Annotated in this window: 13 protein-coding genes and 1 riboswitch; of the genes, 10 read left to right on the top strand and 3 right to left on the bottom strand. The window is 45.2% G+C overall.

The annotated features are described in order from the left end of the window. The first annotated feature begins 29 nt into the window (after positions 1-29). Positions 30-1,361, top strand: a complete 1,332-nt coding sequence (locus GC102_RS28500) for an MFS transporter (RefSeq protein ID WP_171692493.1) — start codon at positions 30-32, stop codon at positions 1,359-1,361. A gap of 20 nt (positions 1,362-1,381) precedes the next feature. Here GC102_RS28500 and GC102_RS28495 read toward each other — a convergent pair whose 3' ends face one another. After that, a complete protein-coding gene (locus GC102_RS28495) occupies positions 1,382-3,163 on the bottom strand; it encodes a putative bifunctional diguanylate cyclase/phosphodiesterase (RefSeq protein WP_171692492.1) in 1,782 nt (593 codons plus the stop codon). Positions 3,164-3,225: 62 nt separating this feature from the next. Then, positions 3,226-3,318: riboswitch (cyclic di-GMP riboswitch) on the bottom strand. Between the two features lie 206 nt (positions 3,319-3,524). Here GC102_RS28495 and GC102_RS28490 point away from each other — a divergent pair. The 8 genes from GC102_RS28490 to GC102_RS28455 all read left to right on the top strand — a co-directional run bounded on the left by GC102_RS28490 (position 3,525) and on the right by GC102_RS28455 (position 11,776). Next, the gene (locus tag GC102_RS28490) at positions 3,525-4,175 is read left to right on the top strand and encodes an HAD family hydrolase (RefSeq protein ID WP_171692491.1); all 651 of its coding nucleotides are present in this window, start codon (positions 3,525-3,527) and stop codon (positions 4,173-4,175) included. 41 nt (positions 4,176-4,216) lie between these two features. Beyond that, positions 4,217-4,639 (top strand): GNAT family N-acetyltransferase, encoded by a 423-nt coding sequence (locus GC102_RS28485; protein ID WP_312883394.1) that lies wholly within the window; start codon positions 4,217-4,219, stop codon positions 4,637-4,639. A gap of 380 nt (positions 4,640-5,019) precedes the next feature. Next, positions 5,020-5,856, top strand: coding sequence for an electron transfer flavoprotein subunit beta/FixA family protein (locus tag GC102_RS28480; RefSeq protein ID WP_171692489.1), 837 nt, complete (start codon positions 5,020-5,022; stop codon positions 5,854-5,856). A 64-nt stretch (positions 5,857-5,920) separates the two neighbouring features. Then, positions 5,921-7,063, top strand: a complete 1,143-nt coding sequence (locus tag GC102_RS28475) for an electron transfer flavoprotein subunit alpha/FixB family protein (protein WP_171692488.1) — start codon at positions 5,921-5,923, stop codon at positions 7,061-7,063. Further along, positions 7,060-8,370 (top strand): FAD-dependent oxidoreductase, encoded by a 1,311-nt coding sequence (locus GC102_RS28470; protein ID WP_171692487.1) that lies wholly within the window; start codon positions 7,060-7,062, stop codon positions 8,368-8,370. Before GC102_RS28475 ends, GC102_RS28470 begins: the two co-directional genes overlap by 4 nt. Then, entirely contained in the window at positions 8,367-8,654 is a 288-nt protein-coding gene (locus tag GC102_RS28465) for a ferredoxin family protein (RefSeq protein ID WP_036634482.1), read from the top strand. Before GC102_RS28470 ends, GC102_RS28465 begins: the two co-directional genes overlap by 4 nt. A 150-nt stretch (positions 8,655-8,804) precedes the next feature. Then, a complete protein-coding gene (locus tag GC102_RS28460) occupies positions 8,805-11,000 on the top strand; it encodes an alpha-galactosidase (RefSeq protein WP_171692486.1) in 2,196 nt (731 codons plus the stop codon). A 260-nt stretch (positions 11,001-11,260) separates the two neighbouring features. After that, positions 11,261-11,776, top strand: coding sequence for a DinB family protein (locus GC102_RS28455; RefSeq protein ID WP_171692485.1), 516 nt, complete (start codon positions 11,261-11,263; stop codon positions 11,774-11,776). A gap of 36 nt (positions 11,777-11,812) precedes the next feature. On the opposite strand, the gene GC102_RS28450 is transcribed toward GC102_RS28455, so the two are convergent. Both GC102_RS28450 and GC102_RS28445 read right to left on the bottom strand, forming a co-directional pair. Further along, positions 11,813-12,040 (bottom strand): hypothetical protein, encoded by a 228-nt coding sequence (locus GC102_RS28450; protein WP_029198041.1) that lies wholly within the window; start codon positions 12,038-12,040, stop codon positions 11,813-11,815. A 201-nt stretch (positions 12,041-12,241) separates the two neighbouring features. Then, positions 12,242-13,042 carry an AraC family transcriptional regulator gene (locus tag GC102_RS28445; protein WP_171692484.1) on the bottom strand — a complete coding sequence of 267 codons (801 nt, stop codon included), beginning with the start codon at positions 13,040-13,042 and terminating at the stop codon, positions 12,242-12,244. 135 nt (positions 13,043-13,177) lie between these two features. Here GC102_RS28445 and GC102_RS28440 point away from each other — a divergent pair, with 135 nt between their 5' ends. Further along, positions 13,178-13,954 (top strand): sugar phosphate isomerase/epimerase family protein, encoded by a 777-nt coding sequence (locus tag GC102_RS28440; protein ID WP_171692483.1) that lies wholly within the window; start codon positions 13,178-13,180, stop codon positions 13,952-13,954. The last annotated feature ends 7 nt before the right edge of the window (positions 13,955-13,961 follow it).

The raw sequence follows: 13,961 nt of genomic DNA, 5'->3' as shown, positions 1-13,961 counted from the left end.
AAAAGTCAGCATTTAGGAAGGGGACATCCATGAAAAATCGAACAACGGTTATGGTGAGTATTGTTTTGGCGGTATTAGTGTCGTCTATCGATACCACGATTGCCAATACCACAATGCCGATTATTGTGAAAGAAATTGGTGGCAATGACCTGTACGCATGGGCATTTACCTCTTATATGGTCCTTTCTACTGTATTAGCTCCATTAGCAGGCAGATTATCTGACCTGTTTGGCCGGAAACGGATCTATGCAGCAGGTATACTTCTGTTTCTATTCGGATCTGTGCTTTGCGGTTTATCCCAGAGTATGCTGCAGCTGATTCTGTTCAGAGCGATTCAAGGGATTGGCGCAGGGGTAATGATGCCTTTTCCAGCCATCATTGCGGGAGATATTTATCCGGTGGAGCAGCGCGGTAAAGTTCAAGCGTATTTCACAGGGATGTGGGGGTTATCTGCGATATTAGCGCCTCTATTGGGTACGTTCTTCGTGACCTACCTGAGCTGGCGGTGGATTTTTTTCGTTAATATACCGGTATGTATCGTTGCACTTCTTGCCTTGCAGCCGTATAAGGAGGTGTATCAACCGAAGAAAGCAGTGGTCGACTATGGCGGAGCTATTTTGTTTGCCTGTGGTATATCCTTATTACTGCTTACAACTGCAGTTGAGCATTATAGCTACGTGTATGGCGCGCTAGGGGGCATATTTATGATGGCTTTCTTTTTATATGAGAGAAGACATCCTGCACCGATCGTTCCGCTAAACCTGCTGCGCAATCGTCCGGTGGCCATTATGATTGCAAGCTCTTTTCTCAGCTGCGCGGCTCTCTTTGGGACATCCAGCTTCATACCTCTCTTCTTACAAAATCAAGGCTACTCGTTGTTTGTCAGCGGTATTGCACTTCTGAGTACATCCATTGGGTGGATGGCCGTAGCTATACCTGGTGGAAAATGGGTACTTCGCTATGGATATAAACGGCTTCTAGTCATAGGTAATATGATACTCGTCATTACAGCTGCCTTATTTTATTTCATACACGAGGCTTCTCCATTTTGGTACACATTTACCGCACTAACGACGCTTGGTCTTGCTTATGGGATAATCTTCACCATTACTACAATCGGTTCACAGCAGCTTGTTGAAGCGCACCAGAAGGGGATTTCCACTTCGCTGCAGCTCTTTGCACGGAACATTGGAACAGCCGTCAGCGTAACTATTATGGGGGCAATCCTAACGAAATCCAGCGTCTTTTATACGGGTATTCACGGCATGTTCGTATTTGGACTTTTGGCAAGCTTACTTTCATTGGCCATGCCGTTTGCTATTCGTTCGGCGTCCAATCTGAAAAGCCAGAAGACGGAGTAACCTCCGCATTCTGGCTTTTCTCATAAAGCATTTGAACTAGCATTTGCATCATGGATAACATAATTCTTTTCAAATAGCTGGGCTGTAAGTGGAACTGAGAATAAGTATCCTTGTATATGTTCACAACCAAATCTTTCTAGAAGAATTAGCTGTTCATGAGTTTCTACACCTACGGCAACAACATTCAAATTTAAATTATGTGACATGGCCATAATAGCTTTAATGATAGAAGATGTAGATATGCTGGTGGAAATGTCTTGAACGATTGATTTATCAATTTTCAAAGTATCGACTGGCGATTTATGTAAATAACTTAAAGAAGAATAACCTGTTCCGAAATCATCTACAGAGATTTTTACTCCCTCTTTCTTTAAAGCAGTAAGCTTTTCCATACAGCTGAGGCTGTTATACATCGATACACTTTCGGTGATTTCGAGTTCTAAGTACTGTGCTTCCAGCTCATTTTGATGGAGAATCTCGAGAATCATGGTCACCAAATCTTCTTGATGAAGCTGGACAGCCGATATATTGACTGCAATTGGAACAGGCTCCATACCCGCATCTTGCCATTTTTTCATTTGTAAGCAGGCTGTTTGTAGTACCCATTTTCCAATTGAAATAATTAGTCTGGATTCTTCTGCAATAGGAATAAATTCCTTCGGCGAGACGCTTCCTAACTCGTGGCTATCCCATTTTAGTAAAGCTTCTACGCCGATTATTTTGCCGGTAGCAATATGACATTTGGGTTGGTACATCAGGTAGAGCTCATTATGTTCTAGGGCTGTCCGGAGGGATTGTTCACATGCGCTTCTCCTCGAATGAATGACACTCATTTCCTGTTCATAAAATTGATAATGGTTTCCACCACGTTCTTTGGCCAGATACATCGCATGATCGGCATTTTTCAGTAAAACCTCCGGATCTTCTCCATCGATAGGATACAAAGAGATGCCAATACTGGTGGAAACAAAAACATTTCGCCCGTCGATTTGGAAAGGATCTTCCAATTGTTGGATGATCTTTTCCGCTTGCTCAGCAGCTGACTGCCGATTTCCGAATGGGTACAAAATCACAAATTCATCGCCACTTAGTCTGGAGACAATGCTTTGTGCAAACAAGCTTTCAGAGAGCAATGCAGAGAACTTTTGCAATACGAGATCTCCTAAGGGATGACCTAAAGTATCATTGATGAGCTTAAACCGATTTACATCAAGGAAGAGTAGAGCTAAGCTCTGATTATGTTGTTTGGCTTTGTTTAACGCATCATGGAAAAGCTGATTGAACTGGTTGCGATTCGGCAAACCTGTCAGAAGATCAAAGTAGGCTAGCTGTTGTATCATATCATCGGACTTCTTTTTTTTAGTCAAATCGCGAAGATAAGCTGTATAGACAAGCTTTCCTTTATACGTAGTGCTCGTAATCGTTAGTTCCGCTGGAAATACACTGCCATCCGATCGAAATGCTTTCAATTGGATTCGCTTCCCGATAATCGTTTCGTCTTTGGCCGTAAACAGCAGATTTAAGAAGGTTGTCTCCTGGCCATCTTTTTCAAAAAGAAAATCGATTAATGTAAGCCCTAAAGCTTCTTTGCGTTCGTATCCAAAAAGGACTTCTGCCGCAGGATTAAACGCAATGATCCTCCCACTTGAATTAAACATCATGATACAATCAATAGCAGACTCTAAGAGGGAAGCTTTGAGTGCTGTTTTGTTAGTAAAGGATATGTAAAGAGCAATTATTGAAATAATGAACGTTAGCAATATGAGGTAAATAGGAAAACTATCCGTTAGGGTATGATGCATGAATCCACCTCATTTCGTATAAATAAAAAAGTCCATCCCGAATGAAAGGATGAACTCCTTGACTCGGTAACCTGTCGTCCATAGCATCCCAATTAGGGATGCCTTAGGTCATGGCTTTGCGTCCCATTGTTTCCAATGGTTTGCTTTTAACGATTCCATATATGTAGTTCAAAAGGCACTAGTTAATGATGTGAAAGGCTTATATACCAGTTAATACGCCTCATTATAAATAGTTAAAAATGACGTGTCTATAGCGGTATTTGCATATAATTAGCGAATTATGTCGAAATCAACTAAAAATAATTAATAATGCTAATTTCTTGATTTTTCTATAGTTCTAGAGATGGATAGGTGAGGTTCAATGAGTAAATTAGGCCAAGTTCGAGGCATTATTTTTGATATGGATAATACACTGCTGAGGTCTAGCATTAATTTCCAAATGATGAAAAAGCAAGTGGCGGACTACCTTACCGAGAATGATCTATTGCCGGTTGGTTTTCCGATTCAAGAGCATACCACATCAACCATGATTGAGTATGTAAAAGCGAATGGGATGCCTGAAGAGTCCTATATAGAAGTGATGAATATGGTTGTTCAACATGAACTAATAGGCATGGAGGGTGCAGGACTGGAATCCCAGGTTTCCGAGCTTCTAAATGTTTTAAAGACGGGCTATGTCCTGGTTATTGTGACTAATAATTCATACAAAGCCGCAGTACGTGCGCTGGAAACGACAGGAATTCATCCATACTTTGATTTGATTATCGGAAGAGAGCAGATGAATGCCATGAAACCATCTCCATCCGGATATTTAACCGCTAAGCAGCATTTTCCACAAATTCTTGAGAGCGAATGGATATCGATCGGTGACTCGTGGATAGACGGCAAAGCATCCATAGATGCAGGAGTTCCCTTTATCAGCTATGGGCCCAGCGGACATCTGATGGAGGAGAAGGGAATCACCCCTGTAGCGCATGTTGACAGCTTGCTTAAGTTGTTAGATTATGTGTAGATAACGAAAAACGAAAGTAGTGAAAAAAGATGTTAATAAATGTGAAATCCCGACTAAAAGAAAATGACATACAAGAACTGCTGAGTTACAGCGTTTTTCCCGATCCAGAGGCGTTGCAACCTGTCATTGAGCGTTATGAAAATGATGCTAATCTATGGTTGTTTGGGTATGAATCCGAAGGTATCTTAGTGGGCATCATTGGCTTTGAGCTCAGTGATAATCAGGAAATGACGATCACTCATCTGGCCGTTGAACCGGAGAGCAGAGGGGTAGGCTTTGGACGAGGGATTATTCTTGAAATTATTGAAGATATGCACCCCGTTCGAATCGTGGCAGAAACGGATGAAGAATCGGTCCAATTTTATCGGAATATTGGGTTCGTCATTCGCAGCCTTGGGGAGAAATATCCTGGTGTAGAGCGTTTTCTATGCACATATGAGGTAGAAGAAGCGGAAGTGGATTAAGAGATTGTTGGGTACGTTACATTAGCGGAACTACGATTTTTTATTTTTGGAAAAAGCCGTTAAAAATTGAAATCGCGGATCGTCGTTCCCCCAAACTATATTAATCTCTTTAAAAAAAGGATCTAGTCGCGATACGTGGCTCAGATCCTTTTTCGTGCTCCGGGCAGCATCGGTAAGATTACTTTTGAGCCTTAGATGAAAGTAAGTGTCATGTTAGGAAGCTTTTCGCATATATTGTGTTAGATTATTAACTTTAAAAAAAGAGTGAAAGCGATTTCGTTTCGTCATTTTAAGTGACAAAATTCACAATGCTGACAAGCTCAGATCCGTTTACTGTCGAATGAGCAAGCAAGTTTCCTAAGAAATAGGAGGGTGCAGAGATGCTGCATATTGTCGTTTGTATCAAGCAGGTACCTGACTCTAGAGAAATTCGCATTGATCCCAAAAATAATACGTTAATTCGCCAAGGTGTCCCAAGTATCGTGAACTTCTATGATATGCATGGGTTGGAAGAGGCGCTCCGTATTAAGGATGAACAGGGTGCGAGGATTACTGTAGTAACAATGGGACCTCCGCCTGCGGAGAAAGGTTTAAAGGAATGCATTTCCCTCGGGGCAGACGATGCTGTGTTGGTGACGGATCGCGGCTTCGCGGGAGCGGACACGCTGGCGACATCGTACGTTGTTGCCCGAACCATCCGTAAAATTGCTGAAACGTGGGGACCGGTGGATATCGTTTTTTGCGGCAAACAAACGCTGGACGGCGACACGGGGCAAGTTGGGCCTGGCGTCGCATGCCGATTGGATTTGGAACAGCTTACTTATGTAAACAAAGTCGCCAGTGTGGATGAAAAGCGGCGAAAAGTTCGTGTGCATCGGCTTTTGGAAGATGGCATTGAAGTCGTTGAGACAAGCATGCCGGTGTTGATCACGGCACTGAAGGAACTGAACAAGGTGAGACGAGCATCGCTGCCTGGTATGATTCGGGCTGCGCGTTATAAGCCGACTGTTTGGACGACAGCTGATTTTCCGGATCTTGAAAAAGCGAAAATCGGGCTAAAAGGCTCACCAACGATCGTAGCCAAAACATGGGTGCCCGAGATAAAAGCGGTTAAAACGCATATGATCGCGTTTGATTCGCCGGAAGCAGCGGCTGCTCAGCTAGCTGATCAGCTCATGTCGAAGGAGATGCAGACTTTGTTAGACTGGTCTTCGTGAAAGTAAAGCATGTGTACGACCTAAAAAACTCAGAATCACCGTTATGGGAATGGAGGAAGTCACAATGTCAAATGAACAATCACCGGACCAGCCTGAAGCGTCGATGCCCGATTGGTCGGCTTATCGGGGGGTATTGATCGTTGTAGAGCAGCGAGATGGAGCTGCGAAGAAGGTCTCCTGGCAGCTGCTAGGCGAAGGCAAGAAGCTGGCCGCGAAGCTTGACGCGCCGCTCATGGCGCTCGTCATCGGCGAGAATGTGGGCCACCTTGCCGATGAAGCCGTGCATTACGGCGCGGACAGGGTTTTCTTATGCGAAGCGCCAGAGCTTCGCACCTACAGGACTCGGCCATACAGCCGAGTCTGCTTGAAGCTGATCGAGGAAGCGAAGCCCGAGATCGTGCTGTTCGGCGCGACAGCGACGGGCCGCGATTTGGCAGGTGCGATAGCGACGCACCTGCCGACGGGGCTGACGGCCGACACGACGCAGCTCGACGTGGAGCCGCCGCCGTCAAGGCTGCTGCTGGCCAGCCGACCGGCTTTTTCCGAGAAGATGATGGCCACCATCCTCTGTAAGCAGTACCGGCCGCAGATGGCGACGGCGCGCGCCGGGGTGTTTCAGGCGCTGCCGAAGGACGCGACGCGCCAAGGTGAAATCATTCGCATCGAGGCGACGATGCGAGAGGAAGAGATTGCCGCGCAGGTGCTCGACTTCCTGCGCGAAACAGGCAAACTCAATCTCGAGGATGCCGAGATTATCGTGGCAGGGGGCCGCGGACTGGGCGGGCCCGATGCTTTCGGGATGCTCGCCGAGCTAGCGGATGCGCTCGGCGGTGTCGTTGGCGCATCGCGTGCCGCGGTCGATGCGGGTTGGATCGGGCATGAGCACCAGGTTGGTCAAACCGGAGCCACGGTCAGGCCGAAGCTATACTTCGCCATCGGCATTTCCGGTGCTGTTCAGCATACCGTAGGTATGAGCCATGCTGACGTCGTCGTTGCGATTAACAAAGACGATAAAGCGCCAATCTTCCAATTCGCTCATTATGGCATTGTTGGCGATATGTTCAAAATTGTTCCTGCCATTACGAATGAGATTAGGCAGCGCCGAACGTTATTTGGCCAACAACTAGCTGGCGCCGCAACCTCCTTGCCACAGGACGAAGCGAAGACAGGGGTTAACGCGGCCCTTGAGAGGAGTGAAGCCAAGTGAACGAGAAATTTGACGCGATTGTTGTTGGCGGTGGTCCGGCGGGCGCAGCAGCAGCTTTGACGATGGCACGTGCAGGATTATCCGTTGTTTTGTTGGAGAGGGGCGAGTTCCCTGGAGCCAAAAACATTTTCGGAGGTGTCCTATACCGTAAGCAAATCGAAGAGCTGGTTCCCGAATTTTGGAAAGAAAAAAACTTTCCCATGGAGCGTTACATTGTGGAGCAGCGCATCTGGATGATGGGCAAAGAATCTATGGTCACCTTCGGGCACCGCAATGAGGCTTACAAAGAGCCTTACAATTGCTTTACTGGACTGCGGGTTAAGTTCGATCAGTGGTTCGCGGACAAAGCCGTTGCTGCTGGGGCCATCCCTATTTACGAAACCGTTGCACTCGATGTGATTCGAGAAGGTAATAAGATCGTCGGTGTTCGTACCGATCGAGATGACGGCGATTTGTACGCCGATGTTGTTGTCATTGCCGATGGCGTGAACTCCTTGCTCGGTAAGGCGATGGGCATTCACAAAGAATGGATGCCGGACGAAGTTTCGTTGGCTGTGAAAGAAGTAATAGCACTACCTAGGGAGAAAATCGAAGACCGATTCGGACTCGAAGGTGACGAAGGCGTTACGATTGAGTTTATGGGCGAGACCTCGCTAGGTATGGCGGGCATGGGTTTTCTATACACGAATAAAGAAACCATTTCACTAGGCGTAGGCGTTATGGTTAATCATTTGCGGGACAAAAAGGTGAAGCCTTATGCGGTTCTCGATGCTGTTAAGCAGCACCCTATGATTCGGAAATTGATTCAAGGGGGAGAAACGAAGGAGTACTCTGGGCACTTGATTCCCGAGGGTGGCTTTCATTCCATACCGCCGTTGTCGGGAGATGGCTGGTGCGTTTGCGGGGATGCCGCGCAATTAATCAACTTTGTGCATCGTGAAGGTACTAACTTAGCGATGACCTCCGGTCGACTGGCCGGTGAGGCGATTGTGGAGGCCAAAGCACAAAGCGACTTTTCTGCTGCTTCACTCAAAGCCTACGACCAAAAGATTCGCGAATCCTTTGTCCATAAAGATTTACAGAAATACAAAGGCATGCATCAATTCCTGAAGGAGCAGGACCCTGAATTACTGTTCGACAAGCTGCCCAGAGCGCTGAATGAAGCGGCTTACAACATGTTCCTCGTGGATGGGATTACCAAAGCGGATAAGCAAAAAATGGCAATGAAGCTCATCAAAAATGCCGCAGGCGGTACGGTAAACCTGATGAAGTTAGGCTACAAAGGATGGAGGGCGATGAACGGATGAGCCAAAGTGACATTTCAGATAAGCTATTTACCATTCGTTATAAATGCGATGATAAGTCGCACCTCGTAATCAAGGATACGCAGACCTGTTTAAATTGTGTAACGAAGGATTGCAATTATTTCTGTCCCTCGGACGTCTATGAATGGGAAAAGAAACTCAAAATTACAACCGTTGCGTTTGAAAATTGTATCGAATGCGGGACCTGCCGAATTGCGTGTCCATCCTATAACATTGATTGGGTCTACCCCAAAGGCGGCTACGGTATGACTTATAAATTTGGCTAAAAATGATGAAAACGAAACGGAGCCAGGGCTATTTCGAGCCTTGGCTCCGTTTTCTATGCATCCCAAAACTACATTCCTCCATATGTAGGTGCTAATCCTCCATAGTTTTGTTCGCGAAGGGATACGATAATAGGAGGTAGGAGGGATATCATGCGAATTACATTTGAACCAACACAAGGACTATTTCATTTACAAAACAAGCAAATGAGCTATGTTATTCAACTAATTAAATCCGCTTACCCAGCCCATGTTTACTGGGGACGCCCCATCCGATCAGGTCAATTGGCTTCGATCCTACAATTTCAGGAGAGATGTTCGTTCTCACCAAATCCTGTTCCCGAAGATCGCAGCATTTCTTTCGATACATTGCCTCAGGAGTACCCGGCATACGGTACAAGCGATTATCGGGAGCCAGCTTATCAAGTTGCTCTTCCTGATGGATCTACAATTTCTGAGCTCATCTATGATAAGCATCGAATTTACCAAGGAAAACCGGTGCTCGAGGGACTTCCTGCGACCTATGTAGAGCAAGATGAAGAAGCGGAAACATTGGAGCTTGAACTTATTGATTCTGTCATTGGCCTTCGGGTCATTCTTACTTATACGATATTTGAGCAGCATTCAGCGATGACTAGATCGGTACGTTTCGTAAATGAAGGATCCGGAGATCTAAAGCTGCTTCGAGCGCTTAGTATGAGCCTTGATTATCAGCACAGCGAGTTTGATCTTCTTCAGCTTTCAGGTAGTTGGGTTAGAGAACGACACATCGAGAGAAGACCCTTAGCGCCTGGAAAATTGACCGTAGAAAGTCGCCGCGGATCGAGTAGTCATCAGCACAATCCTTTTATTGCACTGCTTTCAAAGGACGCCAATGAAGATCATGGGGATGTGTATGGTTTCAGCCTTGTGTATAGTGGTAATTTCGCTGCCCATGCAGAAGTTGAGCCGTATGGGTCAGCGCGTGTATCCATGGGTATTAATCCATTTGATTTTGGCTGGTTGCTTGAGCCGGGACAACATTTTCAAACGCCTGAAGCTGTAATGGTTTATTCAAACGCTGGCCTAGGGGATATGTCAAGAACCTATCACAAGCTTTACCGTACTCGGCTTTGCCGCGGTGAATTCCGTGACCGGACAAGACCTGTGCTCGTGAATAACTGGGAAGCAACCTATTTTCAATTTAATGCGGATAAAATAGAAAGTATCGCCAGCGCCGGCAAAGAGCTTGGCGTCGAGTTATTCGTTCTTGACGATGGCTGGTTCGGCAAAAGAGACAGCGATAACAGCTCTTTGGGAGACTGGGTCGTTGATAAAGCGAAACTGCCAGGTGGCCTGGAGGACCTCGTCTCCAGAGTCAATGGGATGGGACTAGAGTTTGGACTGTGGTTTGAACCAGAAATGGTTTCTCCAGACAGTGACTTATATCGCAAACACCCAGACTGGTGCCTTCATGTACCGAACCGTAGACGTACAGAAGGTCGTCAGCAATTAATATTGGACTTTTCACGTGCAGATGTTTGTGTTGCGATCACGAAAATGATCAGTGATATCCTAAGCAGCGCGCCGATCACGTACGTCAAATGGGACATGAACCGTAATATGACCGAAATTGGTTCCGCTGCACTGCCTCCGGAAAGACAACGAGAAACCGCTCATCGCTATATTCTTGGTCTGTACCGTGTTCTTGGAACATTGACGACCAAGTTCCCGCATATTTTATTCGAGAGCTGCTCCGGTGGAGGTGGCAGGTTTGATCCAGGCATGCTGTATTATATGCCGCAAACGTGGACAAGCGATAACACGGACGCTATCTCTCGTTTGAAAATTCAGTATGGGACGAGCATCGTTTATCCTGTGAGTTCAATGGGAGCGCACGTATCTGCTGTACCAAATCACCAAGTTCACCGTGAGACATCGTTGGAAATGCGCGGCGATGTTGCGATGTCCGGCAATTTTGGTTACGAACTCGACCTAACCAAGTTTAGCGACGAGGAAAAAGAAATCGTCAAAAAGCAAATTGCGGATTATAAACATATTCGGCCGCTCGTCCAATTCGGCGACATGTACCGCTTACTCAGTCCATTCGAAGGCAACGAAACGGCTTGGATGATCGTTTCTGAAGACAAGACTCAAGCTTTGGTCGCGTACTTCCGAGTGCTCGCCGACCCCAATGCGCCTCTCAAAACGCTGCGGCTCAAAGGACTCAACCCATCCTTCGATTACCAAATTGCAGGCTTGCAAGGTGAGTACCCCGGCGATCATCTTCTCTACGCCGGACTGCCAGTCTCTGGTCTCCGTGGAGACTTCCAAAGTAAAATCTGGCTGCTCGAATACAAGCCATTATAAACAGTTCAAAAAACACTGACTTCATCACTGAGGTCAGCGTTTTTTTGTTTCACGGACCGCTCTCAGCCGTTGATTCTTAGTTATTAAGCAGAATTGTAGATATCACAGAATGACTTAGTTGATAAAGTAGAAGAGGGTGAAACACCACATTGAGCTTTCTATTTTGAGAGTTTAGCTGGCTTCATATTTGTTTAGGTTTACGATATGATAAGGATATACATAGTTTCTATTTTTTTAACACGAAGGGAGATTCATTCGATATGCTGCAGCGACCTGATAGTGAGGAATACTCACCGTATTTTACTGGTTATATTAGTCAAGTTCCGGAAGGCGACTATCTATCCTTTTTACACAGCCAATTAGACGCTGTTGTCGCTTTGTTTTCGCCGATTAGTGATGAGCAAGGGCTTTATCGATATGAGCCGGGGAAGTGGAGCTTGAAGGAAGTTTTGGGGCATATGACGGATACGGAGCGGATTATGAGTTATCGGATGCTGCGTATTGCTCGTGGAGATACAACGAATTTACCAGGATTTGATCAGGATTTATTTATCGACAATGCTTCTTTCGACGAATTGTCGATGGAGGATTTGATAAACGACTTTCAAGCCGCACGTCAAGCCACGTTTTCTCTGCTGAAAACAATTTCAGAAGAAGCCTGGTCGCGTAAAGGGATTGCTAATACCAATGAAATCTCTGCACGCGCGCTTGCCTATGTGATAGCCGGTCATGCTCAGCATCATCTTGTCGTCATCCAACAAAAATACAATGACTAAAAAAAAACGAGAAGTCCTGAGGACTTCTCGTTTTTTTTAGTAAAGGGATAATGCAAGGGAGTCGCGCTCATTAAAGGAATGGAGAATCGCTTCACAACCTACGATCTCAATACTAATGATAGAGTCCAAGCATTTCTTAATCGTTGCTCTTCCTTTGGTCACTTTAGCTTCGAGTGCGGATTTCAATAAATTGAATTTCTTTTTATTTTTCTCATCTGAGTAGACTGGCACGGGTTTGTTGTGAATTGTAATAAACATTTTCATCATTTTTCACCATCCTAGGAATTGGATATAAGATTAGCATATATGAATATTATTAAATTAACCTTAAAATAGTTTTACAATTTTGAAACAAAACCAAATATTTCTATGTATTTCTACTTCTCATAAGAATATACGTATGAGAGAGAAGAATTGTTTCATTCTTAGATCGCATTTCTTGAAATATTTGTGAATTCGATGATTTTAATTTTGCTGAGCGTTTTGGCGAAAAAGCTTGGGGGATGTCCCAAATCTATGTTTAAATGCTCGATGAAAGTAGGGGTAGCTGCCAAACCCGCAGCTTAGAGCGATTTGCTCCAGGGACATTGAACTATCATGCATGCGTTCCACGGCACTGGCTAGGCGCACTTCAAGCGCATATTGGATCATGGTTTTGCCGAAGCATTCTTTGAACAAATGAACCGCGCGGGAAACGCTGAGCCCAACATGGTTGGCAACATCATCTACTTTAAAAGTAGCAGTAGCTTGTGCTTCAATGAACCTTTTCATACGTGTTCCGGTAAATGGACGCCCTTGTAAAGAGACGGTTTCCGTTGCTGCACGTTCAACATATAGGCAAAGGGCTTGCAGCAAATAGCCACTAAGCTCGTGGTTTTCTTCTTCCATTCTTCGCTTCTCGAGAATAAGCTGCCGCCATAGCGAAATTAAGCGAGCATCTAAGTCGATGCGCGTACAAGTCTGTTTTAGGCTGCGTTTCCACCACGCATCGATCCAAGCGCCTTTACAGAATACATAATAGTCGCCACTGGCGATTTTACTGCTAGGTTGATCCAACTGGTGTTCGATACGAAGTTCATAAGGCTCGCCTGGTTGAAAAAGGAGTAAATGACCAGCTTCCACTCGCTGCATACAGCCATCCACTAAAACCTCGGAAGTACCTTCTGTTTGTAAACGGAAAAGATAAGAATTGAGTCCTGATTTGGTACTCACATTAAACGGTTCCATATGAAAAGAATAGCCGCAGGTTAAGACCTCAGTTTCCATTGTATTCACCTTTCATAGCCAAATAAGAGATGTTTTGATTATATCGTGAATGGTCATATAAGGCTATGATCCATTATACTAATTCTATCGTGAATTATTTATCAAAATATGGATAATAAGAAAAGAGGAGAACAAATGGGACGTTTAGGAATTGGTCTGCAATTGTATACATTAAGAGATGATATGGAGAAAGATCTGGAAGGCACACTTCGTCATGTAGCGAAGTTAGGATATGAAGGTGTAGAATTTGCGGGTTATTATGGTAAGCCTGCTGCTGAACTCAAACAGCTGCTAGATGAGCTAGGTTTGAAAGCATTCGGCAGTCACGTGAGTTTAGAGAGATTTCGTAATGATCTGCAAGGGGAACTTGACTACCTGAAAACAATCGGTGCTAAGTATGCAATCTGCCCGTATGTGGGTGCTGAAGAACGCGATTCAGCAGAACAATGGAAAGCGCTGATTGCTGAATGCCAAGCGATTGCCGTAGAAACGAATAAACAAGGATTGCAATTCCTTTACCACAATCATGATTTCGAATTTCATCATAAAGTGGATAACGAGTTCGTCTTTGATGCCATGTTTGCCAAAACAGGTGAAGATGCAATTAACGTAGAGATGGACGTTTGTTGGGTTCAATTCGCTGGTCAAGACCCACTTGCCTACATAGCGAAATATGCGGGCCGACTACCGCTGCTTCATTTCAAAGATTTCACGAAAGATGCAGAAGGTAAATTAGTAACATTAGAGCTGGGCTTAGGCGATGTTCCTTTGGAAAAAGTGATCAAAGCGGCCGAGCAAGCAGGCGTGGAATGGCTTGTTGTTGAGCAGGATCACTGCCAGAAGCCACCACTTACAAGTGTTGAGAACAGCTTGAACTGGGTAAAAGAGCATTACACAAATGTTCATAACTAACAATTAA

Source organism: Paenibacillus germinis (assembly GCF_013141785.1).
Taxonomy (GTDB): domain Bacteria; phylum Bacillota; class Bacilli; order Paenibacillales; family NBRC-103111; genus Paenibacillus_E; species Paenibacillus_E phytorum.
This window is presented reverse-complemented; position numbering and strand designations above follow the sequence as displayed.